Annotated in this window: 25 protein-coding genes and 1 pseudogene; 14 read left to right on the forward strand and 12 right to left on the reverse strand. The window is 68.1% G+C overall.

The window, feature by feature from the left end; translation table 11 throughout:
* The first annotated feature begins 53 nt into the window (after positions 1 to 53).
* The 4 genes from crtY to AB2M62_RS17275 are packed head-to-tail and all read left to right on the forward strand — an operon-like array spanning position 54 to position 4,169.
* Positions 54 to 1,214: a lycopene beta-cyclase CrtY gene (gene crtY, locus AB2M62_RS17260; protein WP_404335770.1), complete on the forward strand. Its 1,161-nt coding sequence runs from the start codon at positions 54 to 56 to the stop codon at positions 1,212 to 1,214.
* On the forward strand, positions 1,211 to 2,689 hold the full coding sequence (locus AB2M62_RS17265; protein WP_404335771.1) for a phytoene desaturase: 1,479 nt from the start codon (positions 1,211 to 1,213) through the stop codon (positions 2,687 to 2,689). Before crtY ends, AB2M62_RS17265 begins: the two co-directional genes overlap by 4 nt.
* Positions 2,686 to 3,267: a TIGR00730 family Rossman fold protein gene (locus AB2M62_RS17270; RefSeq protein WP_404335772.1), complete on the forward strand. Its 582-nt coding sequence runs from the start codon at positions 2,686 to 2,688 to the stop codon at positions 3,265 to 3,267. Before AB2M62_RS17265 ends, AB2M62_RS17270 begins: the two co-directional genes overlap by 4 nt.
* Positions 3,264 to 4,169 carry a phytoene/squalene synthase family protein gene (locus AB2M62_RS17275; RefSeq protein ID WP_404340003.1) on the forward strand — a complete coding sequence of 302 codons (906 nt, stop codon included), beginning with the start codon at positions 3,264 to 3,266 and terminating at the stop codon, positions 4,167 to 4,169. The genes AB2M62_RS17270 and AB2M62_RS17275 overlap by 4 nt, the downstream gene beginning before the upstream one ends.
* Here the strand turns inward: AB2M62_RS17275 and AB2M62_RS17280 are convergent, their stop codons facing one another.
* Positions 4,170 to 4,400 (reverse strand): hypothetical protein, encoded by a 231-nt coding sequence (locus tag AB2M62_RS17280; protein WP_404335773.1) that lies wholly within the window; start codon positions 4,398 to 4,400, stop codon positions 4,170 to 4,172. It abuts the gene before it with no gap.
* Between the two features lie 91 nt (positions 4,401 to 4,491).
* Between AB2M62_RS17280 and AB2M62_RS17285 the strand changes: the two genes are divergently transcribed.
* From AB2M62_RS17285 to AB2M62_RS17310, 6 genes are all read left to right on the forward strand, one after another.
* Positions 4,492 to 6,309 carry an ABCB family ABC transporter ATP-binding protein/permease gene (locus tag AB2M62_RS17285; protein WP_404335774.1) on the forward strand — a complete coding sequence of 606 codons (1,818 nt, stop codon included), beginning with the start codon at positions 4,492 to 4,494 and terminating at the stop codon, positions 6,307 to 6,309.
* A gap of 80 nt (positions 6,310 to 6,389) precedes the next feature.
* Entirely contained in the window at positions 6,390 to 7,235 is an 846-nt protein-coding gene (locus AB2M62_RS17290) for a hypothetical protein (protein ID WP_404335775.1), read from the forward strand.
* A 25-nt stretch (positions 7,236 to 7,260) separates the two neighbouring features.
* The gene (locus AB2M62_RS17295; protein WP_404335776.1) at positions 7,261 to 8,196 is read left to right on the forward strand and encodes a DUF5996 family protein; all 936 of its coding nucleotides are present in this window, start codon (positions 7,261 to 7,263) and stop codon (positions 8,194 to 8,196) included.
* On the forward strand, positions 8,196 to 8,399 hold the full coding sequence (locus tag AB2M62_RS17300; protein ID WP_404335778.1) for a DUF2007 domain-containing protein: 204 nt from the start codon (positions 8,196 to 8,198) through the stop codon (positions 8,397 to 8,399). Before AB2M62_RS17295 ends, AB2M62_RS17300 begins: the two co-directional genes overlap by 1 nt.
* 143 nt (positions 8,400 to 8,542) lie before the next feature.
* A complete protein-coding gene (locus tag AB2M62_RS17305) occupies positions 8,543 to 8,881 on the forward strand; it encodes a P-II family nitrogen regulator (protein WP_404335779.1) in 339 nt (112 codons plus the stop codon).
* Positions 8,882 to 8,895: 14 nt separating this feature from the next.
* The gene (locus tag AB2M62_RS17310; RefSeq protein WP_404335781.1) at positions 8,896 to 10,305 is read left to right on the forward strand and encodes an ammonium transporter; all 1,410 of its coding nucleotides are present in this window, start codon (positions 8,896 to 8,898) and stop codon (positions 10,303 to 10,305) included.
* 85 nt (positions 10,306 to 10,390) lie between these two features.
* Here AB2M62_RS17310 and AB2M62_RS17315 read toward each other — a convergent pair whose 3' ends face one another.
* The 7 genes from AB2M62_RS17315 to AB2M62_RS17345 form a co-directional block, all read right to left on the reverse strand.
* Positions 10,391 to 11,965, reverse strand: a complete 1,575-nt coding sequence (locus AB2M62_RS17315) for a GMC family oxidoreductase (RefSeq protein WP_404335783.1) — start codon at positions 11,963 to 11,965, stop codon at positions 10,391 to 10,393.
* Entirely contained in the window at positions 11,899 to 12,861 is a 963-nt protein-coding gene (locus AB2M62_RS17320; RefSeq protein WP_404335785.1) for a sterol desaturase family protein, read from the reverse strand. The genes AB2M62_RS17315 and AB2M62_RS17320 overlap by 67 nt, the downstream gene beginning before the upstream one ends.
* Positions 12,862 to 13,010: 149 nt before the next feature.
* Positions 13,011 to 13,409, reverse strand: coding sequence for a hypothetical protein (locus tag AB2M62_RS17325; RefSeq protein WP_404335787.1), 399 nt, complete (start codon positions 13,407 to 13,409; stop codon positions 13,011 to 13,013).
* Complete coding sequence (locus AB2M62_RS17330; RefSeq protein WP_404335789.1) at positions 13,406 to 13,840, reverse strand: TIGR01244 family sulfur transferase; 435 nt, start codon at positions 13,838 to 13,840, stop codon at positions 13,406 to 13,408. The genes AB2M62_RS17325 and AB2M62_RS17330 overlap by 4 nt, the downstream gene beginning before the upstream one ends.
* On the reverse strand, positions 13,837 to 14,328 hold the full coding sequence (locus tag AB2M62_RS17335) for a hypothetical protein (protein ID WP_404335791.1): 492 nt from the start codon (positions 14,326 to 14,328) through the stop codon (positions 13,837 to 13,839). The genes AB2M62_RS17330 and AB2M62_RS17335 overlap by 4 nt, the downstream gene beginning before the upstream one ends.
* On the reverse strand, positions 14,325 to 16,094 hold the full coding sequence (gene recQ / locus AB2M62_RS17340) for a DNA helicase RecQ (RefSeq protein ID WP_404335793.1): 1,770 nt from the start codon (positions 16,092 to 16,094) through the stop codon (positions 14,325 to 14,327). The genes AB2M62_RS17335 and recQ overlap by 4 nt, the downstream gene beginning before the upstream one ends.
* 60 nt (positions 16,095 to 16,154) lie before the next feature.
* Positions 16,155 to 16,892 carry a hypothetical protein gene (locus AB2M62_RS17345; RefSeq protein WP_404335795.1) on the reverse strand — a complete coding sequence of 246 codons (738 nt, stop codon included), beginning with the start codon at positions 16,890 to 16,892 and terminating at the stop codon, positions 16,155 to 16,157.
* A 148-nt stretch (positions 16,893 to 17,040) separates the two neighbouring features.
* On the opposite strand from AB2M62_RS17345, the pseudogene AB2M62_RS17350 reads away from it, so the two are divergent.
* Both AB2M62_RS17350 and AB2M62_RS17355 read left to right on the forward strand, forming a co-directional pair.
* Positions 17,041 to 18,494: pseudogene (locus AB2M62_RS17350) on the forward strand (helicase HerA domain-containing protein).
* 53 nt (positions 18,495 to 18,547) lie between these two features.
* Positions 18,548 to 19,423, forward strand: coding sequence for a hypothetical protein (locus AB2M62_RS17355; RefSeq protein WP_404335797.1), 876 nt, complete (start codon positions 18,548 to 18,550; stop codon positions 19,421 to 19,423).
* Here AB2M62_RS17355 and AB2M62_RS17360 read toward each other — a convergent pair.
* Entirely contained in the window at positions 19,410 to 20,345 is a 936-nt protein-coding gene (locus AB2M62_RS17360; protein WP_404335799.1) for an alpha/beta fold hydrolase, read from the reverse strand. The genes AB2M62_RS17355 and AB2M62_RS17360 overlap by 14 nt on opposite strands.
* A 34-nt stretch (positions 20,346 to 20,379) precedes the next feature.
* On the opposite strand from AB2M62_RS17360, the gene AB2M62_RS17365 reads away from it, so the two are divergent.
* The gene (locus AB2M62_RS17365; RefSeq protein WP_404335801.1) at positions 20,380 to 20,652 is read left to right on the forward strand and encodes a GNAT family N-acetyltransferase; all 273 of its coding nucleotides are present in this window, start codon (positions 20,380 to 20,382) and stop codon (positions 20,650 to 20,652) included.
* Between the two features lie 4 nt (positions 20,653 to 20,656).
* On the opposite strand, the gene tldD is transcribed toward AB2M62_RS17365, so the two are convergent.
* Complete coding sequence (tldD, locus tag AB2M62_RS17370) at positions 20,657 to 22,084, reverse strand: metalloprotease TldD (protein ID WP_404335803.1); 1,428 nt, start codon at positions 22,082 to 22,084, stop codon at positions 20,657 to 20,659.
* Between the two features lie 18 nt (positions 22,085 to 22,102).
* Entirely contained in the window at positions 22,103 to 22,336 is a 234-nt protein-coding gene (locus AB2M62_RS17375) for a zinc-finger domain-containing protein (RefSeq protein WP_404335805.1), read from the reverse strand.
* Between the two features lie 64 nt (positions 22,337 to 22,400).
* On the opposite strand from AB2M62_RS17375, the gene AB2M62_RS17380 reads away from it, so the two are divergent.
* Positions 22,401 to 23,324 (forward strand): ABC transporter ATP-binding protein, encoded by a 924-nt coding sequence (locus AB2M62_RS17380; protein ID WP_404335807.1) that lies wholly within the window; start codon positions 22,401 to 22,403, stop codon positions 23,322 to 23,324.
* A 39-nt stretch (positions 23,325 to 23,363) separates the two neighbouring features.
* Here AB2M62_RS17380 and AB2M62_RS17385 read toward each other — a convergent pair whose 3' ends face one another.
* The gene (locus tag AB2M62_RS17385) at positions 23,364 to 24,263 is read right to left on the reverse strand and encodes an alpha/beta hydrolase family esterase (protein ID WP_404335809.1); all 900 of its coding nucleotides are present in this window, start codon (positions 24,261 to 24,263) and stop codon (positions 23,364 to 23,366) included.
* Between the last annotated feature and the right edge of the window lie 10 nt (positions 24,264 to 24,273).

Below are 24,273 nucleotides of genomic sequence, written 5' to 3' on the forward strand. Positions count from 1 at the left end.
GCCGGGGAGGGTTTTTGTTGGAACGCGGCCGGCGGCTGGGCTAGGCCCCGCCCATGTCCGCCACGATCCAATGCGACCTCGCCATCGTGGGCGGCGGACTTGCCGGTGGGCTGATCGCGCTCGCCCTCAAGCACAAGCGCCCCGATTGCGACGTGCGGCTGATCGAGCGCGGCGACAGCCTGGGCGGCAACCATCTCTGGTCGTTCTTCGGCAGCGACGTGGCCCCTGCCGACCGCTGGCTGGTCGCGCCGCTGATCGGGCATAGCTGGACGCGCTACGACGTCGCCTTTCCCGGCCACGCGCGCACGCTCGACGAATATTACCACTCGATCGAATCGCGCGACTTCGACCGGATCCTGCGCGACCAGCTGGGCCTCGGCGCGCTGATGCTGGGGCGCGACGTGGCCGAGGTCACCCCCAAGGAGGTGGCGATGGCCGATGGCAGCTGGATCGAGGCGCGTGGCGTGATCGACTGCCGCGGCGCCGGCGATCTTTCGGCGCTCGACCTGGGCTGGCAGAAATTCCTCGGCCGCGAGCTCGCGCTGACGCAGGCGCATGGCGTCGACCGGCCAGTGGTGATGGACGCGACCGTCGAGCAGAGCGACGGCTATCGCTTCGTCTATGCGCTGCCGCTGGCCGCCGAGCACATCTTCCTCGAAGACACCTATTACAGCGACACCCCCGAGATCGACGCCGCGGCGCTGGGCGCGCGGATCGATGCCTATGCGCAGCAGAAAGGCTGGCGCGTGACCGAGACGGTGCGCGAGGAGGCGGGCGCCCTGCCGGTGGCGATGGGCGGCGACTTCGAGGCGCACTGGCGGGCGGGGGGCGAAGGCGTCGCCAAGGCAGGGATGCGCGCCGCCTTGTTCCATCCGCTCACCGGTTATTCGCTGCCCGACGCCGTGCGCACCGCGATGCTGGTGACCAAGGCGCCGTCGTTCGACGGCACGGCGCTGCACGACCTGCTCCACGGCCATGCACACGCGCTCTGGCGCAAGCGGCGTTTCTATCGGATGCTGGCGGCAATGTTGTTCAAGGCTGCCGAACCCGAGCAACGCTATCGCGTGCTCGAACGTTTCTACACGCTCGACCCACGTCTGGTCGGGCGATTCTACGCAGCACAATCGACGTTGCCCGACAAATTGCGGATTCTGAGCGGGCGACCGCCGATTCCGATCGGCCGGGCACTCAAGGCAATGGGGGCGAGCACATGAAGCGCGCGGTGGTCATCGGCGCAGGGTTTGGCGGGCTGGCGCTCGCGATCCGCCTGCAATCGGCAGGCGTGGACACGACGATCGTCGAGGCGCGCGACAAGCCCGGCGGGCGGGCCTATTATTGGGAGAAGGACGGCTTCGTCTTCGATGGCGGGCCGACGGTGATCACCGCCCCGGACTCGCTCAAGGAGCTGTGGCGGCTTTCGGGGCACGACATCTCCGAAGATGTCGACCTGTTGCCGATCTCGCCCTTCTATCGCCTGTCTTGGCCCGACGGGACGCGCTTCGACTATTCGAACGACGATGCCGTGCTCGGCGCCGAGATCGCCCGGCTCAATCCCGAGGACGTCGCCGGCTATCGTCGCTTCCTGCGCTATTCCGAAGGCGTGTACGAGGAGGGCTATGTCAAGCTCGGCCATGTCGCGTTTCTCGACTTCAAGTCGATGCTCAAGGCGGCGCCGGCGCTGGCCAAATACCAGGCGTGGCGGTCGGTCTACTCGATCGTCTCAAAATATGTGAAGAACGAGAAATTGCGCCAGGCGCTGTCGTTCCACACGTTGCTCGTCGGCGGCAATCCGATGACGACGAGCTCGATCTACGCGCTGATCCACAGCCTCGAGCGCGAAGGCGGCGTCTGGTTCGCCCGCGGGGGCACCAACAAGCTGGTCGCCGGGATGGTCAAGCATTTCGAGCGGCTGGGCGGCGTGCTGCGGCTGGGCGATCCGGTCGCCGCGATCGACACGCTGGGCGACCGCGTCACCGGGGTGCGCACCGAGAGCGGAGTCGAGCTCGCCGCCGATGCCGTGGCGAGCAACGCCGATATCGTCCACAGCTATCGCCACCTGCTCAAAGGCTCGCGCAGCGCGCAGCGCACCGCGGCGTCGCTCGAGAAGAAGCGCTTCTCGCCCTCGCTGTTCGTCGTCCATTTCGGGGTGCGCGGGACGTTTCCCGATATTCCGCACCATTCGATCCTGTTCGGCCCGCGCTACCAGGGGCTGCTCGAGGATCTGTACGACCATGGTGTGCTCAGCGAGGATTTCTCGCTCTATCTCCACCATCCCACCGCCACCGACCCGTCGATGGCGCCCGAGGGGCATTCGAGCTTCTATGCGCTTGCGCCGGTGCCGCATCTGGGCAAGTTCCCCGCCGACTGGAGCGAAGTCGGCCCGGTGCTCGAAGCGCGCATCCTCGCCGAAGTCGGCCGCCGGCTGATCCCCGACCTCAAGGACCGTATCGTGACCAAATTCTCCTATGCGCCGCCCGACTTCCAGACCGATCTGCGCGCGCATCTGGGCTCGGGCTTCAGCCTCGAGCCGATCCTTACCCAGAGCGCCTGGTTCCGCGCGCACAATCGCGACGAGGCGATTTCGAACCTCTATTTCGTCGGCGCGGGCACGCATCCGGGCGCGGGCATTCCCGGCGTGGTCGGCAGCGCCAAAGCGACCGCGGCGCTGATGCTGGGGGACGGCCGGTGAAGCGGCTGGCAGTCTATTGCGGATCGGCGAGCCCGGCCGACACGGTCTATATCGAAGCGGCGCGCACCGTCGGCCGCACTCTGGCCGAGCGCGGCATCGGCGTGGTCTATGGCGGCGGCAAGCTGGGGCTGATGGGCGCTGTGGCGGATTCGGCGCTGGAAGCCGGCGGCGAAGTGATCGGGGTGATTCCGACCGCGCTGGTCAATGCCGAAGTCGCGCATCGCGGACTCACCGAGCTCCACGTCGTCGACACGATGCACGAGCGCAAGGCGCGCTTCACCGAGCTGGCCGACGGCTTCGTCAACCTGCCCGGCGGCACCGGCACGATGGATGAATTGTGGGAGGCGCTGAGCTGGGCGCAGCTGGGCTATCACAAGGACCCGATCGGGCTGCTCAACATCGCCGGCTATTACGACAAGTTGATCGACTTCTGGCAGCATATGGGGACGGTTGGCTTCCTGCGGCCGCAGCATCAAGGGCTGCTGCTGATCGACGACACGCTCGACGGGCTGCTCGACCAGATGGCGGCGTTCGAACCGGCAGTGCCGATCATCCAGATGAAGCGCGAGGACCTCTGAGCAGCGCGCTGCCTACGCGCGACGCAATCGTCGCGACGGCGGGCGAGACGATCGCGCGCGGGTCGAAGAGCTTTGCCGCGGCGAGCAGGCTGTTCGACCGCGAGACCCGCGAACGTGCCTGGCTGCTCTATGCCTGGTGCCGCGCCTGCGACGATCTCGCCGACGGGCAGGAACTGGGCTTTGCGTCGGAGGCGGTGGACGATCCCGCCGCGCGGCTGGAGACGATCCGGACACGCACCCAGGCGGCGCTGGACGGCAAATGGGTCGGCGATCCGGCGTTCGACGCTCTGCGCATCGTGGCGGCAGAGACGGCGATGCCGCACCGGTTGATATGGGATCTGGTCGAGGGCTTTGCGCTCGACGCGGCGGGCTGGCGGCCCCAGTCGATCGAGGATTTGCTCCGGTATTGCTATCATGTCGCCGGCGCGGTCGGCTGCATGATGGCAGTGGTGATGGGGGTGCGGCCCGACGAGGACGCCGTGCTCGACCGCGCCTGCGACCTGGGCATCGCGTTCCAGCTCGCCAATGTTTCGCGCGACGTGGCCGAGGATGCGGCGATAGGGCGCTGTTATTTGCCCGCCGACTGGCTCGCCGAGGCGGATGGCGACCCGCTGGCGGTGGCGCACCGGCTGGCGGCGCTGGCCGAACGCTATGAGGCGAGCGCGCGCGGCGGCACTCCGGCGCTGTCGCTGCGATCGGCCTGGGCGGTGCTCGCCGCGGCGGGGATCTATGGCGATATCGCGCGCAAGGTGGCGCGGGGCGACACGCTGGAGAAGCGAGTCACCACCTCCGGATCGGAGAAACTGGGCTGGATCTTCCGGGCTTATGGCCAGGCCGCGCGGCGGCGTGAACTCTATGCGCGGACCGAACGGCCTTCGGACCTATGGACGCGGCCGCGCTGATTAGCCGCGCGGGTTCGCCGGCTTGGCCTGGACCATTTCGTTGCCCTGGCGGCGGCAGGCGGCGGTGATCACCGGATAATCGATGTCGGTATTGCGGCCGAGCGCGGCGGGCATCGCTTCCTGGCACGCCTGGATCGAAGTGTAGCGGGCGGGCTCGACGCGGGCCTGCTGGCACGCCATTGAATTGTCGCCGCAGCCCATGATCGCCAGCACGTAGAGAACCTGATCCATATCGCGTCCCTTCGCGATTAAAACGAAGTGCGCCGCCCGCCGTTCCGCCAAAACGTTGCATTGCAGCGCCCGGCGTCCCAAATCGGGCTTGATGCCTCCCGCAACGTCTAAATCCTCCTCCGAGCGGCCGCTGTTCGCGACGCTCAAGCGCTTCCTGCCCTATTTGTGGCCCAAGGAATTGCCGGGCCTGCGCGCGCGCATCGTGATCGCGCTGGTATTCGTGCTGATCTCGAAGCTCGTCCAGGTCTATGGCGCGCCGTTCGCGCTGCAGGGCGCGATCGACCGGATGGCGAGCGGATCGCGCGACGGCGTGTGGCTCGTGATCGCGCTGGTCACCGGCTATGCCGCGGCGCGCCTGGGCAGCGTGATCTTCGACAATCTGCGCAACGCGGTGTTCGAGCGCGTCGGCCAGGATGCGACACGGCGACTGGCTTCGGACGTGTTCCGCCATCTCCACAAGCTCAGCCTGCGCTTCCATCTTGAGCGGCGCACCGGCGCGATTTCCAAGGTGGTCGAACGCGGCACCAAGAGCATCGACACGATGCTCTATTTCCTGCTGTTCAACATCGCGCCGACGATCCTCGAGCTCGGTATGGTGATCGGGATCTTCTGGACGCGCTTCGGCCATTGGCTGGTGATCGGCACGGTAGCGATGGTCGTGGGCTATATCGCTTTCACCCGCTGGGTGACCGACTGGCGGGCCAAGCTGCGCGAGCAGATGAACGACCTCGATACCGGCGCCGTGGCGCACGCGGTCGATTCGCTGCTCAACTTCGAAACGGTCAAATATTTCAACGCCGAGGCCCGCGAAAGCGCGCGCTACGACAAGGCGATGACGGCGTACATGAACGCGGCGGTGACCAGCGAGAACTCGCTCGCCTGGCTCAACATCGGCCAGGCGCTGATCACCAATGTGATGCTTGGCGGCGGCATGGCGCTGGTCGTGTTCGGCTGGAGTTCGGGACGCTTCACCGCGGGCGACGTGGTCCTCGTCTCGACGCTGCTCGCCCAGCTTTTCCGGCCGCTCGACATGCTCGGCTGGGTCTATCGCACGATCCGCCAGGGCGTGATCGACATGGGCAGCATGTTCGACCTGATCGACACCCATGCCGAAGTGCTCGACGCGCCAGGCGCCCAGCCGCTCGCCGTGGGCAGCGGGCATATCCGCTTCGACGACGTGCATTTCGCCTATGATCCCGATCGCGAGATCCTGAAGGGCGTGACGCTCGACATCCCGGCGGGCAGCACCGTGGCGGTGGTCGGGCCCTCGGGCGCCGGCAAGTCGACGCTGGCGCGGCTGATGTACCGTTTCTACGACGTCACCGGCGGCGGCATCACGATCGACGGGCAGGACATTCGCCAGGTGACTCAGGCGAGCTTGCGCGCCGCCATCGGGATCGTGCCGCAGGATACCGTGCTGTTCAACGACACGATCGGCTACAACATCGCCTATGGCCGCGAGGGCGCGGGCCCGGAGGAGATCGCCGCAGCCGCGCGCGGGGCGTCGATCGCCGGGTTCATCCAGGCGCTGCCGCAAGGCTTCGACACCCGCGTCGGCGAGCGTGGCTTGAAGCTTTCGGGCGGCGAGAAGCAGCGCGTCGCGATTGCGCGGACGCTGGTCAAGAACCCGCCGATCCTGATCCTCGACGAGGCGACCAGCGCGCTCGACAGCCGCACCGAGGCCGATATCCAGGCGACGCTGGAGGCGATCGAGCGCGGCCGCACCACCATCGTCATCGCGCATCGGCTGTCGACCGTGGTCCATGCCGACCGTATCGTCGTGCTCGAAGCCGGGCGCGTCGCCGAACAGGGCACGCATACCGAGCTGCTCCGCCAGAACGGCCTCTATGCCGAGATGTGGACCCGCCAGGCGCAGGAGCGCGAGGCGGACGAAGCCCCCGCGGAGTAGCGACGAAGCGTGTGCTTTAGCCGGTAGACGGGGGGATAAGCGGGGCATAGGCTTCGCTCGCCTCTTTCCGGATTCGTGCGATGAAGATCCCGCTGGCCGCCCTCGCCCTGTTTGCCGCAATCCCCGCGCTCGCAGCGCCGGAACCCGTGGTCGAACCGGGCGCGGCGCGCTTCTGGAAGCCCGCGGACGGCAGGACCGCCTGGACCTCGGATGGGGTTCGCATCGAGATCGCGCCGGCACCCTGCGACACGCCGCCGCAGACCGAAGGGTGTCGCTTCGACAAGGTGAACAATCAGGCAGCGCTGGTGGTGACGGCGCCCGGCATTGCCCCCGTCCATGTGCTGAGCCGCGATCAGGCTTCCTATTATCATGTCGCCGTGGTCCGGTTCGGCCGCGATGCCGCGCGCCCCGGGGTGGTGATCGCGAACGATTCGGGTGGATCGGGCGGCGACCTATGGATCCAGTTGTTGCTTCCCGAAGGCGAGGGCTATCGGGAGATCGGCTTGCCAGACCGCGTGCAGGGCGCGCTCGCCGGCACGCTGACCGACCTGTCGGGCGACGGCATGGTCGATTTCCTGCTGAGCGACGGCCGCTTCGATTCGCAGTTCGGCTGCAACGCGTGCACGCCGCGTCCGCCGCTGGTCTTCACGATCCGCAACGGCCAGGTCGTCGATATCTCGCGCGACCATGCCGTGGCGTATCTGTTCGAGGCCGACATGGCGGAGCGGAAAAAGGCCTGCGGATCCCGCGACATCGATCGCAACGGCGCCTGCGCTGCCTATGCCGCCGATGCCGCGATCCTCGGCCGCTTCGACGCCGCGTGGCGCTTCGTCGCCGCGCATTACGAGCCCCATCCGCAGCTCGGGCGCACGCCCTTCCTGCCCCAGCTGCAAGGCTTTCTGCGTGAGACCGGCTATATCCGCTGAAACATTGGCGGGGTAATGCTGCGCGATGACCCAAAACTGGCCCGAGCTAGACTGGTCCGCCTGGCGCGGCACCGCGGTGCACCTCCAGCTGATGACCCAGATCGTCGGCAAGGTCCGCATCGCGCTGACCCCGTGGCTCAACCATGGCTGGCACGTGCCGCTCTATGTCACGCCGCGCGGCTTGGGCAGCTCGCCGATCCCGTTCGGCAGCGGCACGTTCGAGATCGATTTCGACTTCCAGACGCACACGCTGCGCCTCGCCTGCACCACCGGGGAGTCGCGGACACTGCCGCTGTGCGAAGGCACCATTGCCGATTTCTACGCAGCGGTGATGGCGGCGCTCGCCGAGCTGGGCGTGTCGGTGAAGATCGTCACTTTGCCCAATGAGATGCCCGATCCGGTGCGCTTCCCCGACGATCACGCCGTGCGGCCCTATGATCGCGCCGCGGTCGAGGCGTTCCATGCCGCGCTGGTCCGCATCGATCATGTCTTCAAGCATTTCCGCACCGCCTTTCTGGGCAAGTGCAGCCCGGTGCATTTCTTCTGGGGCAGCTTCGACCTGGCGGTGACGCGCTTCTCGGGCCGCCGCGCGCCGCTGCATCCTGGCGGCGTCCCCGGCCTGCCTGACGCCGTAACGCGCGAAGCCTATAGCCATGAGGTATCGAGCGCCGGCTTCTGGCCGGGCAGCGACGCCTATCCGCGACCCGCCTTCTATTCCTATGCCTATCCGGCGCCCGCGGGGTTCGGCGATACCGCTGTCCAGCCCGAGGCGGCGCGGTTCGACCCGGCGCTGGGGGAGTTCGTGCTCGACTATGACGCGGTGCGCACTGCCGCCGATCCCGAGGCGGCGCTGATGGCGTTCCTGCAATCGACCTATGAAGCCGCCGCCGATCTCGCCGCCTGGGACCGGCCGGCGCTCGATTGCGGGCTGGGCGTGGCCGGAAAGCCGCGGCGCGTCTGATGGCGCTGGTCGAACTCGGCCGCTTCGATCGGCAGGAGGCGTTCATGGTCCAGGGACGGCTTGAGGCGGAAGGTATTCCCAGCTTCGTGTTCGATGCCGGGGCCAGCATTGCCGACGGCAGCTGGCTGCTGATCCCGGTGCGCGTGCTGGTCGACGACGAGGATTTCGCGGCGGCCCGAAAATTGCTCGAAAATCCTGCCTGATTTTTAAGCACCCTTTCGCAACTGCACAAAAATTTACACCTCGGTAACATTTGATTGCGCTTCGGCCCGCGGAATCGCGTGATCCTGCGTCTGGCACGGCATTTGCGGAGAGGTCCCCGGGTTAACCGCCAAGAGGGGGCGAAATGAAGCTCATCATCGCCATAATCAAACCGTTCAAGCTCGACGAGGTGCGCGAGGCGCTGACCAGCGTCGGCGTGACCGGCATGACCGTGACCGAGGTCAAGGGGTTCGGCCGCCAGAAGGGCCAGACCGAGATTTACCGCGGCGCCGAGTACAGCACCAACATGGTGCCCAAGATCAAGCTCGAGATCGCCTGCGGTGCCGACATCGTCGACCGCGCGGTCGAGGCGATCCAGGCAGCCGCGAGCACCGGCGCGATCGGTGACGGCAAGATTTTCGTCCTCGATGTCGGCCAGGCCGTGCGGATCCGCACCGGCGAGACCGACGAGACGGCGCTGTGAGGAAGGGGGTCCACATGAAGCTTGCAACGAAACTGGCCGCGGGCGCGGGGCTTGCCCTGATCGCGGCAGCGCCCGCCTGGGCACAGGATGCGGCCGCAACGGTCGTGCCGACCGACGCGATGGTCAACAAGGGCGATGTCGCCTGGATGCTTGTCTCGGCGGCATTCGTGCTGATGATGTCGGTTCCGGGCCTCGCGCTTTTCTATGGCGGCCTGGTCCGCACCAAGAACATGCTCTCGGTGCTGATGCAGGTGCTGACGATCGTCTGCGTCGCCGGCCTGGTCTGGTGCGCCTGGGGCTATTCGATGGCCTTCACCAATGGCGGCTCGCTTAACAGCTTCGTCGGCGGCTTCTCCAAGGTGCTGCTCAAGGGCGTCGACGCGAACACCTTCGCGGCGACCTTCTCGAACGGCGTCTATCTGCCCGAGACCGTGTTCGTCGTCTTCCAGATGACCTTCGCGATGATCACTCCAGCGCTGATCGTCGGTGCGTTCGCCGAGCGCATCAAGTTCACCCCGCTGATCCTGTTCGTCGTCGCGTGGCTGACGCTCGTCTATTTCCCGATGGCGCACATGGTCTGGTACTGGCCGGGCCCGGACTTCCAGCCCGGCCTGCCGGACGATCACGGCTATCTCTGGGGCCTCGGCGCGCTCGACTTCGCCGGCGGCACCGTCGTCCACATCAATGCGGGCATCGCCGGCCTGGTCGGCTGCCTCGTGATCGGCAAGCGCACCGGCTACAAGAACGACCCGATGCCGCCGCACTCGCTGACCATGACGATGATCGGCGCGGCTTTGCTGTGGGTGGGCTGGTTCGGCTTCAACGCCGGCTCCAACCTCGAAGCCAACAAGTTCGCAGCACTCGCGTTCATCAACACCATGACGGCCACCGCCGCTGCCGGTGCCGCCTGGGCGATCATCGAGCAGATCATCCACAAGAAGCCGTCGCTGCTGGGTGCCGCGTCGGGCGTCGTCGCCGGTCTGGTGGCGATCACCCCGGCCGCGGGCTTCGCCTCGCCGATGACCTCGATCGTGCTCGGCATCGTCGCTTCGGGCGTGTGCTTCTTCTTCGTCACCACGGTGAAGAACAAGCTCGGCTATGACGACACGCTCGACGTGTTCGGCGTCCACTGCGTCGGCGGCATCATCGGCGCAATCGGCACCGCGATCGTCGCCAATCCGGCGCTGGGCGGCCAGGGCTTCATGGACTTCAACGTGATCCCGGCGGTCGCGGGCACCTATGACATGGGGGCGCAGCTGCTCACCCAGGCCAAGGCAGTCGGCGTGACGCTGCTGCTCTCGGGCGGGGTCTCGGCGATCCTGTTCCTGGCGCTAAAGCACACGATCGGCCTTCGCCCCACCGTCGAAGTCGAGCTCGAAGGGCTCGACATCAACGAGCATGGCGAGCGCGCCTACAACTACTGAAATCGGCCCGCGCGGTGCACGCGCGGGCCCACCGAGGTTCCTCCTGCGGACAACTGGGCCGGTGGTGCAAACCACCGGCCTTCTTTTATGCGCGGTCTTCGGCGACGAACGCTGCGCAGCGCTCGCCGATCATCATCGTCGGCGCATTGGTGTTGCCGCCGATCAGCCGCGGCATCACGGAGGCATCGGCCAGGTAAAGCCCCTCGATCCCGCGCACCCGCAGCCGGGGGTCGACCACCGCATCGCCGTCCGACCCCATCCGCGCGGTGCCGACCGGATGGTAGATCGTGTCCGCGCGCGCGCGGATCGCGGCGTCGAGCGCGGCATCGTCGTCGCGATCGACTGGATAAAGCTCGCGCGGGGCATAGGCGGCGAGCGGCGGCGCATCGAGGATGCGGTACATCGCGCGCACCCCGCGCCGCAGCCGCACGATATCGCCGGGCGCAGTGAGGAAGGCGGGATCGATCCGTGGCGCATCGCGTATGTCGGCGGAGGCAAGCGTCACGCTGCCGCGGCTCTCCGGGCGGAGTACGCAGGCATGACAGCTATAGCCATGCGCCTTGAGCCGGGTGCGGCCATGATCCTCGACCAAGGCGACGACGAAATGGAGCTGGATGTCGGGGCGCGGATCGTCGGGGTCGGTGCGCAGGAAGGCCCCAGCCTCGGCAAAGGGCGACGTCATGCCGCCGCGCCGCGTCGCCAGCCATTGCAGCATTGCGCCGAGCGAGCGGAGCGTGCCCAGCGGCGAGCGGCCGAGGAACGGTGCGCCGCGCGTCTCGAAGGCGGCGATATAGTCGGCATGGTCCTGGAGATCGGCGCCGACGGCAGGGCGATCGATGCGCACCTCGATGCCAAGCACACGCAGCTGCCCCGCCGGGCCGATCCCGGCGAGCATCAGCAGCTGCGGCGTCTGGAAGGCGCCCGCGGCAAGCACCACGCGCTTCGCCCGAATCTGCCTGGCCTCGCCATCCTGGCGATAGGCGACGCCGCACACCTGGTTGCCCTCGAGCAGCAGGCGCTCGACCGTGGCGCCGCAATGGATCGCGAGATTGTCGCGATCGGGCAGATAAGCGCGAGACGCGGTCCAGCGTTCGCCGCCGCGCTGGGTGACCTGGTAGAGCCCCGCCCCCTCCTGGCGCGCGCCGTTGAAATCCGGATTAAGCGGCACCTGCACGGCCTGCGCCGCCGCGACAAAGGCGTGACTGCCGGGATTGGCGTGATGCTGGTCGCTCACCCATAGCGGGCCGGCGTCGCCATGCCAGGCATCGGCGCCGCGCGTGTTGTGCTCGGCGCGCTTGAACCAGGGGACGACGTCTTCCCAGCCCCAGCCGGTGCAGCCGAGATCGCGCCACTGGTCGTAATCGGACGGGTGGCCGCGGATATAAAGCATCGCGTTGATCGCGCTCGATCCGCCGAGACCCTTGCCCCGGGGCTGGTATCCGCGCCGCCCGCGCAGCCCGGCCTGCGGCTCGGTCTCGAACGCCCAATTGGTGTCGGGGCCCTGGAAGGGCAGCATCCCGGGCATGCGCGTCTTGAGCCCGGTATTGCGTCCGCCCGCCTCGAGCAGCGCGACCTTTGTGCTTCCGTCTTCGCTCAGGCGGCCCGCGGCGGCGCTGCCTCCGGATCCGCCGCCGATGACGACGATGTCGGCTTCTCCCACGTCCCCTCCTCGCTCTGCCGCGCCTGCCAGCGCGCTTTTATCGTCTCGGACGTGTCGCGGCTGCCGTCATGGCTCCACCCCGGCGGCCGGATCATATAGCCGAGCCTCGCGCGCCAGCCGGGCGCGGCCGAGACATCCTTGGCGATCCCGACCCATTCGTGCGTTGCCGCCCAGACGATGTTGAAGCTGCCGAGATCCTTGACGATGCCGTAGCGCGGGGCATCGTCGTCGCGCTCGGGCTCGAAGGTGCCGAGCCACTTGTCCCAGACGATGAACACCCCGGCATAGTTGCGATCGAGATAGCGCGGGTTGGTCGCGTGGTGGACGCGGTGGTGCGAGGGCGTGTTCATCACTGCCTCGAACCAGCGCGGCATCCGCCGGATCGCCTCGGTGTGGATCCAGAACTGGTAGACCAGGTTGAGCCCGGCGACGAAGAACACCATGGCTGGCGGAAAGCCGATCAAGAACAGCGGCAGGCGGAACAGGAAGGCGAGGCTGAAGAAACCGGTCCAGGTCTGCCGCAGCGCCGTCGACAGATTATAATGCTGGCTCGAATGGTGGATGACGTGGCTCGCCCAGAACCAGCGGACACGGTGCGCCGAGCGGTGGAAGAGATAATAAGCGAAATCGTCGATCACAAAGGCGAAGACAAACCAATACCAGCCATAGCCGATGTCGAAGAGCCGGAACTGCCACAGCAAGGTGGCCAGCGCGAAGACCAGCCCACCCGAAAGCACCCCGGCGATCGTGCTGCCCAGGCCCAGCATCAACGAGGTCAGCGTATCGCGCGGCTCGTAGCGGCTGCCATCCTTCAGTCGCGCGACGATCATTTCGGCGAGCACAAGCAGCACGAAAGCGGGGATGGCGAGATCGACAGGGTTGGGCAAACCGGTCATCCCGGCTTGCTTACCTTCGTGTCAGTAGTGAGTCACGCCGCGGTGCAGCACGCGCTTGCCGCCGGAAGGTGCCGCCTTCGGCTTTTGCGAGGCGTGGAGCGGGCGCTGCGCAGAGACCCGGCACGATGGCTAGCGCGCACGTCGCAGCGTCAATGGCGGGTGGGCACGGGGACCTGCGCTTCGAGCCCGTCGATATCCTCGGGAAACACCCCGAACAGCGTGACCGGGCCGAACATCCGCTCGCCGGTCTCGATTGTCACACCCTCTGCGGAAGGTCGGCGCCACAGCGGGCGGCCGAGCCGGCGCACCGCGACCTTGGCGCCGTGGCGCTTGAGCAGGGCAATGCCGTCATCGCCCAGCACCAGCGCGGCGGCGCCGTTGGCGTCGACCAGCGCCGCGCGGGCGGTAAAGCCGCTCAGCGACTCCTCGGCGATGCGCTTGGCCGCGCTCTCATCGGCGATGCGGCTCTCGCCGAGCTTGAGCATCCGCGAGACCAGCGCCAGCACCAGGATGGCGACCAGCGCTCCGCCGATCTGCGTCCAATTCATGCCCGGCCGGAAAGGCTCTCGAGCGCCGGGCGCAGGCCGCTAATGTCATAGCCCGCGCCTGCCGCCTTGGCAGTGAGCGCATCGGGATCGCCGCCCCGGCTCGCCTGCGCCAATGCCCAGAGATTGCACGAGCGCGTGCCAGATCGGCAATAGGCGAGCACCGGGCCGCCCGCGGCCTCGATCGCCGCAGCCATCGCCTCGACCATATCGGTCGAGAAGCCGGCATGCGTCACCGGGATCGCCGTATAGCCAAGCCCCGCTGCCTCGGCAGCCGCGCACACCGAGCCGCCGCTCGGCTGGCCCGGCTCTTCGCCTTCGGGGCGATTGTTGATCACGGCCTTGAAGCCCGCGGCGGACAGCGCGGCCACGTCTTCGGGCGCGATCTGCGGGGCGACGGAAATGGTCTCGTCGATACGGCGCAACTCAGTCATGGTGTTACCTTTCGATCTTCGATGATCTCGCCCTTAGCGCTCCAGCGCCGAATCAGCGCGCCGGCGTTAAAGATCGCATCGACGGCATTCTGGGTGGCGGGTTCCCGGCAACCGGCCAGGTAGCGGATTGCGTGGCGCTCCCCGCCCGGCCCAGACCAGCGGACATCGCCATAGGGGCCGTCGGTAACTGCAATCGTGCAAGGCAGCGCGCCGGCCCCGCGCCGCTCGACGCTGGCCAACAGCGCGCGAAGCTGGCGATAGCCTTTTGGCCCAACCGCGACACGCCGGACGACCCAGCGCGCGTCGCGGGCGAACGCATTGGGCTCAACCGCGGAATAACGACCCTCGCCTCGCGCATCGATCGACCACTCTACAACGCGCCGCCCCCAGCTGTTCACGTCCACAGAGATCGTAGCGGGTGCCGTTACCGGGTTGGGCGCGCCCGTGGCGATCGCCGCTAGCACAGCCGATGCGATTGCCGCCTTCACGCCGCCTCCCGAATGACCCTGAGGAAGTCGTCACCATAGGCTTCGAGCTTGCGCGCGCCAACGCCCGAGATGCGGCCGAGATCGGCAAGGCTGGACGGGCGGGCAAGCGCCATGTCGCGCAGCACCGAATCGTGGAAGATCACATAAGGCGGCAGCCCGGTTTCCTGCGCGATCTCGCGGCGGCGGGCGCGCAGCGCCTCGAACAGCGGATTGCCCACCGGATTGTCGCCGCCGTCGCGCGCCTTGCGCCCGCGGCGCGCGCGCTTGGGCGGCAGCACCAGCGAGAGCGTGGCGTTGCCCTTGAGCAGCGCCTTGGCCTCGGGGCCGAATTCGAGCCCGCCATGATCGTTGGCGCGCAGAGCGTCGCGCAGCAGCAGCGCGCGGGCGACCGGCTTGATCAGCGCCGCCTCGTCGCCCTGGACGATCCCGAACACCGAGAGCGCCTCATGCCCGTTGGTCAGGCTGCGCTCGCTCGATACCCCAAGCAGGATACTCTCGATATAGCCGGTGCCGAACATCATTCCGGTGCGGAACACGGCCGAGAGGAATTTCTGCGCGGTGACGCTCGCGTCGATGGCGTCGGGCGGGCTCAGGCAATTATCGCAATTGCCGCATTGTTCGGGCGCATCGGTCTCGCCGAAATGGCGCAGCAGGATGCGGCGGCGGCAGCCCGCGGTCTCGACCAGAGCGCCCAAGGCAGTGAGCCGCGTGCGCTCGCCGGGCTGGCGGGCGGGCTCGACTTCGCCGATCCGCTGGCGGGCGCGGGCGAAATCCTCGGCACCCCAGAACAGATGCGCCACTGCGGGATCGCCGTCGCGCCCGGCGCGGCCGGTTTCCTGATAATAGGCCTCGATCGACTTGGGCAGCCCGGCATGCGCGACGAAGCGGACATCGGGCTTATCGATCCCCATGCCGAACGCGATCGTCGCGACGATCACCATATCCTCCGACGCGACGAACGCCGCCTGGTTGCGCCGCCGCACCTCGGGATCGAGCCCGGCATGATAGGGCAGCGCCCGCCGCCCGCTCTGGGCAAGCTTGGCGGCGAGCTTCTCGACGCCGGCGCGGCTCTGGGCATAGACGATCCCCGGGCCGGGCTGCTCGGCGAGCAAGTCCTCGATCTGGCGCGTGGTGTTTTCGCGCGGCGAGATCAGATAGCGGATATTGGGACGATCGAACCCGGCGACGATCATCCCCTCGTTCGGGATGCCGAGCTGCTCGCAGATATCGGCGCGGGTATGCGCATCGGCGGTGGCAGTCAGCGCGAGCCGCGGCACCTCGGGGAAGCGATCGAGCAGCGGGCGCAGCAGGCGATAATCGGGGCGGAAATCGTGCCCCCATTCGGAAACGCAATGCGCCTCGTCGATCGCGAAGAGCGCGATCCTGGCCTGGCTCAGCAGGTTGCGGAACCCCTCGCCCGAGGCGCGCTCGGGGGCAATATAGAGCAGGTCGAGCTCGCCGGCGCGGAACCGCGCGATCGTCTCCTCGCGATTGTCGTCGACCGAGGTCAGCGTCGCGGCGCGGATGCCCACCGCCTCGGCGGCGCGGAGCTGGTCGTGCATCAGCGCGATCAGCGGCGAGACGACCACGCAGGTGCCGTCGAGCACCACCGAGGGCAGCTGGTAGGTCAGTGACTTGCCTGCGCCGGTGGGCATCACGGCGAGGGTGCGCTTGCCCTCGAGCACCCGCGCGACGACATCGCCCTGGACCCCGCGAAACGAGTCGAAGCCGAAGATGCGGTGCAGGGTCTCACGGGGATCGTTCACCGCGGTGCGTTACGGCGCGCACGGGCCTCCTGTCGAGGCCATGTGCGCCAGGCTGCCGGTTTAGCGCATCGCCGGCTTGGGGTTGGGGTCGATCATCGGCTCGCCCGGCACGAACGAGACCCCGCGATCGGGCTGGGCAGGCCGCATCTCGCTGCGCACCGGCTCGAAATCGCCGCCGCCGTCGGTCGGGCAACCGATCCGCCGCGCCTCGGCCTGGAACGCCGCAAGCCGCATGGCCGTCGCCGCGACATCCCCCACCGCATCGCGGATGTTATCCTGCCGGTGTGCATCGGGCATCGACTGGTTGTCTTCGCGGAACCGCTCGAAGAACGCCACGCATTTCGCCGGATCGGCCGCAGGCGGCGCCGTCAGCTTGTCGAGTTCGGAATCGAGCGCCATGCCGAACAGCCCGGCAGTGATTCCTTTGGATCGAAATGCCGGCGAGACGAAATCGTCGGGCGCGTTGCCGCGTTGGATGCTGGTGGTGACCTTGGTGCGCTTGCCGTCGTCGATCGGCGTCAGATAGGCGGTCATCGTCACCGCCACGTCGTCGCCGCTCCGCACCGTCCAGGTGATGCCATCGGCCGTGCGCGCATGCGAGAAGACCGGGCGGACGCCGCCCGACCGCGTCGGATCGGTGCCGGGCGATCCCGGCTGCTCGCGGATGTCGAGATCGTCGAGCGCCGACGCGACTTCGTCCGGAGATCGATCGACGACACGCGAATAGCCGCCCATGCCGCCGAACAGGTAATAGCCGCCGAAAAGCGCGGCCGAAGCGCCAACCAGAGCACGAAGCATGCGATTTCCTCTCCCGGATCGCACCGGGATATGGCGCGCTGCCTAACACTCGGTGAACACGGCGAAACTGGATCATCCACAGGCTTCCGGCGGATGCGCGATTGCGGGCCTTGCCTGACACCGCAGGTATCGGCCAAAGCGTGAGCCGATGACGGTGAGCGTGGACATGGGGATGGACCCGGGCGGGGCACCCGTGGGCATGGACCTCGAGGAGCTGCTCGCCACCCGCCTGCTCGTCCAGGGCAATTCGGGATCGGGCAAGTCGCACCTGCTGCGCCGCCTGCTTGAACGCAGCGCCGGCCATGTCCAGCAGGTGGTGATCGATCCCGAGGGCGATTTCGTCACGCTCGGCGACAAATACGGCCATATCGCGATCGAAGCGTCCGAGCATAGCGAGCGCGACGTCGCGCGCTTCGCCGGCCGCATCCGCGAGCATCGCGCCTCGGTGGTGCTCAGTCTCGAAGGACTCGAGGCCGAAGGGCAGATGAAGTGCGCCGCGGCGTTCCTCAACGGACTGTTCGATGCGCCGCGCGAGCATTGGTATCCGGCGCTCGTCGTGGTCGACGAGGCGCAGCTGTTTGCCCCTGCCGGCGGCGGCGAAGTGGCCGAGGACGTCCGCCGCGCGTCGCTCAGCGCGATGACGAACCTGATGTGCCGCGGCCGCAAGCGCGGGCTTGCCGGGGTGATCGCCACCCAGCGGCTTGCCAAGCTCGCCAAGAACGTCGCGGCCGAGGCCTCGAACTTCCTGATGGGGCGCACCTTTCTCGACATCGACATGCAGCGCGCCGCCGATCTGCTCGGCATGGAGCGCCGCCAGGCCGAGGCGATCCGCGATCTCGCGCGCGGCCATTTCCTCGCGCTCGGGCCGGCCGTCGCGCGGCGTCCGGTGGCGATCCGCATCGGCGCAGTCGAGACCAGCGCGCGCAGCGGCAGCCCCAAGCTCACCCCGCTTCCGGAGGCGCCGAGCGAAGACATCAAGGATCTGCTGCTCGCGCCCGCCGAGCCGAGCTGGACGCCGCCCGCACCGTCGGCACCACAGCCCGCAGTTCCTTCGGAGCGGCTGATCGAAGTGCTCGCGCGCTCGGCCCCGTCGATCGCCGATGCGGGGCCCGAAGTCCCCCCGAGGAAGCCGCCGAGCGCATCGCCGAGGTGCTCAAGGACATCGTCGAGGATCCCGAATTGGCGTTTCGCTCACCCTCGGTGCTCTACCAGGATTTCCTGGTGCGCTGCCGGATGGTCGGGCTCGCGCGGCCGCCGCTCGATCTGTCGGGCTTCGTCCGCCGGCTGTCGGCCGCCCGCGCGGGCATCCACGGCGATCCCGACGCGGACTGGGCGCAGGCGCTCGACGCCGCGCGTGCGCTGCCCGACGACATGCTGGGGCCGTTTCTGCTCGTGGCCCGCGCCGCGCGCGAAGGCCTGCCCTGCCCGAGCGACGCCGAGATCGCGACGACCTATGGCACCAGCTCGCTTGGCCGTGTCCGCCGGCTGCTCACCTATATCGAGAGCAAGGATCTGTTCGTCACCCGCGTCGACCTGGCCGGCAAGCGCTCGATCACGATACCGCGGCTTGGCTGGACTACGCAGCCCGCCGAACTCGGATAAGCGCCACCCTTCTGCCACGATCTCCCGCGAGCATAGCCGCGCGGAGGGACTGAATGAAATTTTCGATACTTGCGTTCGCGGCGCTGGCGCTGGCCGGCGACGCGCCGTTCGTGGCGGCCGGCGATCGCGTGGTCGACGCCAAGGTGCACCAGCAGCGGGCGCGGCTACGGCTAGACCCGGGCGCGCCGAGCATGCCGGTGTTCAACCCCGATTTCGCCAGCCGCGCAGGCTTTCGCAGCGGCTTTATCGGTACGATGGCGGTAGTTGGCCCGGTGCGCGTCCACGGCCAGTCGGCGGTGATCCGGCTCGACCTGGGCGATGGCGAGTTCAAGCGCCGCGTCACTTGGTTCGCCGCACCGTTCACGCAGGGTGCGGATGGCATTGTCGGTCCGGGCGCGCTGCCTGCATCGCGGGTGCGCTTCGACCTGCACCCGGCCCAGCCCGGCGAGCGCAGCGCGACGCTGCCGCTCGCCGATTTCGGGGCGGCCGGCATGGGGGTTCGCATCCCTGCGGGCGAGCGGACGATCGACGTCTACTTCACTCTGGAGAGCGCACGCAGCCTCGCCACCGCGGTCGCCGGTGCCGCGATCGCCGGCGGCCATGGCGGCAAATTCGATCGCGAACCCGAAAAGATGGATATTCAGCTCGGCGTGGTACGCCCCGTCCGCCATCTCGCGCTCGCCACGCCCTTCGCAGTCGGGCCGCTCGCCTTGTCGGAAATGATGGTCCGCACCGGCGATTTCGGCAGCGCCGGCGCAATTCCCGATGCCAATGCACCGGTTCCCGATCCCGACGAGATCGTCGTCACCGGCGAGAAGAAGCAGAAGCCGCGCCGCGTGAAGCTGGCGATCGGCAGCGACGATCTGGCGCGCTGCTCGTCGATCCTGTTCGACAAGCCGGCCAAGACCGTTACGCTTAGCTGCCGCTGAGCAGCCCGCGCAGCCAGGACTCGGTTTCCGCGGGTCTGGTTACCGGCAGCATATGGCCGCCCGCGATCAGAGTGAGCGTCGCGCCGGAGATCGCTTGCGCCGTCCGCGCGCCGTTCACTTCCGGATCGAGCACGGCGTCGTCGCGGCCATAGAGGATCGCCACCGGCAAGGTGATCTCGCCATAGCGCGCGACCAGCCTGGCCATTTCGGCAGGTGCGGCGCGGACCTCGAACGATCCCGCGAGATAGGCCTTGGGCCGGATCGCCAGCGCACCGCCGCCTGCGGTCGCGAAGTCGGCGGGCACGGGATCGGGCGCGAACACCGCGGCGGCCGTGGCGGCACCGGTCTTGAGTCCGGCGGGGACGACGACGGTCCAGGCGAGCAGCGGCCCGAGCGCCGCCGGCGCGGTCAGCCCGGCAAATACCTTGGGCACGGTATCAATCACTTGGGTCAGCGGCGCGATCAGCGCGAGCCCGCGGACCAGCTCGGGGCGGTCGAGCCCCAGCGCCAGCGCCACGGCGCCCCCCATCGAATGGCCGACGACGAGCGGCTTCTCCAGACCGAGCTGTTCGATCAGCGCACCGATCATCGCCGCTTGCGCGGCGATGCCGGGCCGCGGCCCCTCGATCGCCGAATGCCCCCAGCCCGGGCGATCGACGAGGATCACGCGGTGATCCTCGGCAAGCCTTCCGGCGAGCGAATGCGAGAAGTTGCGCAACTGCCCCATCAGCCCGTGGATCATCACGATCGGCGGCCCCTTGGCCGCCTCCGGCACGAGATCGACATAATGGAGCCGCGCGCCGGGCACTTCGGCGAACTGGCCTTCGGGCGGCACCAGCTCCTCGGCGCGGCGTCCGGCATAGGCAGACCAGCCCGCGAGCCCCAGCGCGAACACGGCGACCATCCCCAACGGTATCAGCATCGCTTTCCCCCTTCGGCCCGGCTACAGACTAGGCATGTCCGAAGTTCGCAACAACGAAGAACGCAGCCAGTTCGAGCTCGACGTCGACGGCCATGTCGCGCGTGCCGAATATGCTCTTGAAGGCGATGTCGTCGTCTTCACCCACACGGTGGTTCCCCAGGCACTGCAGGGCCAAGGAATCGGCAGCCGGCTGATCGCAGGCGCGCTGGCCCAGGTCCGCGCCGCCGGGCGCTCGGTCGATCCGCAATGCAGCTTCGTCGCGCGCTACCTCGCCCAGCACCCCGAATGGCAGGACCTGCGCGCCTGAACGCTTAGGCCGCGGTGCCGCCGACGGTGAGGCCTTCGACCAGCAGGGTCGGCTGGCCGACGCCGGCGGGCACGCTCTGCCCGCCCTTGCCGCACATGCCGACGCCTTCGTCGAGCGCGAAATCATTGCCGATGCCGGTGACCTTGTTGAGCACGGTCGGGCCGTCGCCGATCAAGGTGGCGCCCTTGATCGGCGCGCCGATCCTGCCATTCTCGATGAGATAGGCCTCGGTGCACGAGAAGACGAACTTGCCCGAGACGATATCGACCTGGCCGCCGCCGAACGACTTGGCGAAGATGCCGCGCTTGACGCGCGACAGCAGCTCGGCGGGATCGTCCTTGCCGCCCTTCATGAAGGTGTTGGTCATCCGCGGCATCGGCGCATGCTGGAACGATTCGCGGCGGCCGTTGCCGGTCGGCTCGACGCCCATCAGCCGCGCATTGAGGCGGTCCTGCATATAGCCCTTGAGGATGCCGTCCTCGATCAGCACCGTCTCGCGCGTCGGCGTGCCTTCGTCGTCGATCGAAAGTGAGCCGCGGCGGTCCAGGATCGAGCCGTCATCGACCACGGTGACGCCAGGCGCCGCGACGCGCTCCCCGATGCGGCCCGAGAACGCACTGGTGCCCTTGCGGTTGAAATCGCCCTCGAGGCCGTGGCCGACGGCCTCGTGCAGCAACACGCCCGGCCAGCCAGGGCCGCACAGCACGGTCATGTCGCCGGCCGGGGCGTCGACTGCGTCGAGATTGACCAGCGCCTGGGCCAGCGCCTCGTCGATCGCGCGGTTCCACGTCTCGGGCTGGAAGAGATTGTCGTAGAGCGTGCGGCCGCCCAGGCCGAAGCTGCCGGTCTCGCGGCGGCCGTTCTGTTCGACGACGATCGACACGTTGAGCCGCACCAAGGGGCGGACGTCGGTGGCGACGAAGCCATCGGGCCGCACGACTTCGATCACCGACCAGGAGCCGGTGAGGCCGACCGACACCTGCACCACGCGCGGATCGCGTGCGCGAGCGGCGGCATCGATCGACTGGCAGAGGTTTACCTTGTCGGCGAACGGCACCAGGTCGAGCGGATCGGCATCGGTATAGAGGTGGCGATTGTTGCCCTGGGGCGGCGGCGCCTTGGCCCGGGCCGACGGATCGATCAGCGCCATCGTCTCCGACGCACGCCGGATCGCCGCCGGGCTGATCTCGTTGGCGTGCGCAAACGCGGTGGTCTCGCCCGAGACTGCGCGCAGGCCGAAGCCAGACTGGGTATCGAACGAGGCGGTCTTGAGCCGGCCATCGTCGAAGCCGAACGCCTCGGTCTTGCGATATTGGAGATAGAGCTCGCCATCCTCGGCGCGCGACAGCGCCTCGGCGGTGAGTTTGACCGCCGTCTCGGGATCGAGCGAGTCGCGATAGAGGTAGCTGCGCGGATCGGAGGGAATGCTCATCCTCCCGATATAGGCGCCTTAAATGCTGGCGCCAGCCGGATGGTCCGGAAGTTCGCCCTGATCGGCGCCGTCGGCCGGACCGCCGATCAGCACGAAGCGGCGATCGCAATAGCCGCAATCGACATAGCCATGCTCGTCGATCTGGAGGAAGACGCGCGGATGGCCCAGCGCGGCGGGAAGCCCGGGGCCGGTGCCGTCGCAGGCGACTCGGGCATGGGCGGTACGGATCGTCTCGGGCAGGGGCGCGGTCATGCAGTGCCGATAGCAAGCCCGGACGGGGCTCGCAATCGCATGCGCACCGTCTTATTGCGCACGCATGACCCAGGCAGCCATCGCGATCGACAATCTTTGCAAGACCTATGCGGGCGGCAAGCGCGCGCTGGACGGGGTGAGCTTCGACGTGCCGCGCGGGCAGATCTTCGGACTGCTCGGTCCCAATGGCGCCGGCAAGTCGACGCTGATCAACATCCTGGCCGGGCTGGTCAACAAGACCGCAGGCAAGGTCGACATCTGGGGCTTCGACGTGGATGCGCACCCGCGCAACGCGAAGGCATCGATCGGGATCGTCAACCAGGAGATCACCTTCGATCCCTTCTTCACCCCAAAGGAGACGCTGGAGATCCAGGCCGGGCTCTACGGCGTGGCCAAGGGCAAGTTCGACGCGCTGGGACTGCTCCGTGCCGTCCACCTCGAGGACAAGGCCAATGCCTATTCGCGCACGCTCTCGGGCGGCATGAAGCGCCGGCTGATGGTGGCCAAGGCGATGGTCCATTCGCCGCCGATCATCGTGCTCGACGAGCCGACGGCGGGCGTCGACGTCGAGCTTCGCCAGCAGCTCTGGGCTTATGTGAAGGAGCTCAACGCGCGCGGCGTGACGGTGGTGCTCACCACCCACTATCTCGAGGAAGCCGAGCAGCTTTGCGACCGGATCGCGATCATCAACCATGGCACGCTGATCGCCAACAAGCCGACCCGCGAGCTGGTCGGCATGGCGCAGGAGAAGCTGGTCGAAGTCACCGTCGACCGCGACGTGGCGGCGCTGCCCGACAATAGCTGCTTCCAGAAGATCGAGCTGAAGGGCGAGCGCACGCTGGTCATCACCTATCGCAAGGACCAGGCGAACGCCGGCGAAGTGCTCGGCGCGGTGCAATCGGGCGGCTATGGCATCGTCGACGTTTCCACGCGCGAGGCCGATCTGGAGGACGTGTTCCTCAATTTGACCCGGGCGTCGAACGGCTGACTCTCCGATCCTGCCTCTGCCGGTGGAGGAAAGGTGTCCTCAGCGACGATGACGGGCGAAAAAGCCCCACATCAGGTCGTTGTCCGCCACCCATTCATGGCCCGCCCCCGGCGTGATCCGCGCGACCACTTCGGCGCCGCCGCGACACGGCGCATAGCGCCGCTCGAAAACGCCGCTGTAAAGCGCCCGCTCGACCGGCGTGCGCCGGCAGCCGTCGAGTGCCGCCCAGCGCGCCTCCGCAGTGCGCATCGGATATTGCCAATAGCCGGCGCCGCCGCCTTCGACCGGATTGGTGGTGTCCTTGCCGCCGGCAAAGGCGATGACCGATACCGGGCGCGTCGGGGTGCAGCTGGCCGGATCGGGCCGCTGCGGGTCGGCAGCGGAGGGGTTGCCGGCTCGCAGCCCGACCACCGGCGCGATCGCCGCGAAGCGATCGGCAGCGACGCAGCCGAGCCAGGAGGCCATGCGTCCGCCGCCCGACAGGCCGGTGACGTAGACGCGGCGGCGATCGGCGCAGCCCTGGCCGACGAGCTGGTCGATCGCGGCGCCGAGATAGGCGACGTCGTCGGCATCCCCGGGCCCCGGCACCTTGCCGGTGACGGTGGGGACGCCGGGGATGTTCCACACAAAGCCCTTGTCCACCGCGATCCCGCCATCGGGCGCGGCGACCAGGAAGCCGTGGCGATCGGCTGCCTCCGCCAGCTTCGACTCGTCGAGCATCGCCGCGCCGGTGCCGCCGCTGCCATGGAGCAGGAATACCAGCGGCGCCCTGCCGGTGAATCCGGTGGGAGCGTGCACCAGCATCGTGCGGCCGGTGTCGCCGATCGTCACGCGCTGCGCGCCCGCGGTCGCGAGAGGGCAACGCCCAGCAGCGCTGGCGGCAGGTGCCCAGCCGGCCGCGATCGCGAACCCCAACAAGGCCAGGCTATGGCGGCGCATCACTCTCTCC

Source organism: Sphingomonas sp. MMS12-HWE2-04, assembly GCF_044881185.1.
Taxonomy (GTDB): domain Bacteria; phylum Pseudomonadota; class Alphaproteobacteria; order Sphingomonadales; family Sphingomonadaceae; genus Sphingomonas.

Coding starts and splice junctions, on each gene's coding strand:
- crtY (WP_404335770.1), top strand. CDS start 54: ATGTCCGCCACGATCCAATGCGACCTCGCCATCGTGGGCGGCGGACTT.
- AB2M62_RS17265 (WP_404335771.1), top strand. CDS start 1,211: ATGAAGCGCGCGGTGGTCATCGGCGCAGGGTTTGGCGGGCTGGCGCTC.
- AB2M62_RS17280 (WP_404335773.1), bottom strand. CDS start 4,400: ATGGATCAGGTTCTCTACGTGCTGGCGATCATGGGCTGCGGCGACAAT.
- AB2M62_RS17285 (WP_404335774.1), top strand. CDS start 4,492: ATGCCTCCCGCAACGTCTAAATCCTCCTCCGAGCGGCCGCTGTTCGCG.
- AB2M62_RS17290 (WP_404335775.1), top strand. CDS start 6,390: ATGAAGATCCCGCTGGCCGCCCTCGCCCTGTTTGCCGCAATCCCCGCG.
- AB2M62_RS17295 (WP_404335776.1), top strand. CDS start 7,261: ATGACCCAAAACTGGCCCGAGCTAGACTGGTCCGCCTGGCGCGGCACC.
- AB2M62_RS17300 (WP_404335778.1), top strand. CDS start 8,196: ATGGCGCTGGTCGAACTCGGCCGCTTCGATCGGCAGGAGGCGTTCATG.
- AB2M62_RS17305 (WP_404335779.1), top strand. CDS start 8,543: ATGAAGCTCATCATCGCCATAATCAAACCGTTCAAGCTCGACGAGGTG.
- AB2M62_RS17310 (WP_404335781.1), top strand. CDS start 8,896: ATGAAGCTTGCAACGAAACTGGCCGCGGGCGCGGGGCTTGCCCTGATC.
- AB2M62_RS17320 (WP_404335785.1), bottom strand. CDS start 12,861: ATGACCGGTTTGCCCAACCCTGTCGATCTCGCCATCCCCGCTTTCGTG.
- AB2M62_RS17325 (WP_404335787.1), bottom strand. CDS start 13,409: ATGAATTGGACGCAGATCGGCGGAGCGCTGGTCGCCATCCTGGTGCTG.
- AB2M62_RS17330 (WP_404335789.1), bottom strand. CDS start 13,840: ATGACTGAGTTGCGCCGTATCGACGAGACCATTTCCGTCGCCCCGCAG.
- AB2M62_RS17345 (WP_404335795.1), bottom strand. CDS start 16,892: ATGCTTCGTGCTCTGGTTGGCGCTTCGGCCGCGCTTTTCGGCGGCTAT.
- AB2M62_RS17355 (WP_404335797.1), top strand. CDS start 18,548: ATGAAATTTTCGATACTTGCGTTCGCGGCGCTGGCGCTGGCCGGCGAC.
- AB2M62_RS17360 (WP_404335799.1), bottom strand. CDS start 20,345: ATGCTGATACCGTTGGGGATGGTCGCCGTGTTCGCGCTGGGGCTCGCG.
- AB2M62_RS17365 (WP_404335801.1), top strand. CDS start 20,380: ATGTCCGAAGTTCGCAACAACGAAGAACGCAGCCAGTTCGAGCTCGAC.
- tldD (WP_404335803.1), bottom strand. CDS start 22,084: ATGAGCATTCCCTCCGATCCGCGCAGCTACCTCTATCGCGACTCGCTC.
- AB2M62_RS17375 (WP_404335805.1), bottom strand. CDS start 22,336: ATGACCGCGCCCCTGCCCGAGACGATCCGTACCGCCCATGCCCGAGTC.
- AB2M62_RS17380 (WP_404335807.1), top strand. CDS start 22,401: ATGACCCAGGCAGCCATCGCGATCGACAATCTTTGCAAGACCTATGCG.
- AB2M62_RS17385 (WP_404335809.1), bottom strand. CDS start 24,263: ATGCGCCGCCATAGCCTGGCCTTGTTGGGGTTCGCGATCGCGGCCGGC.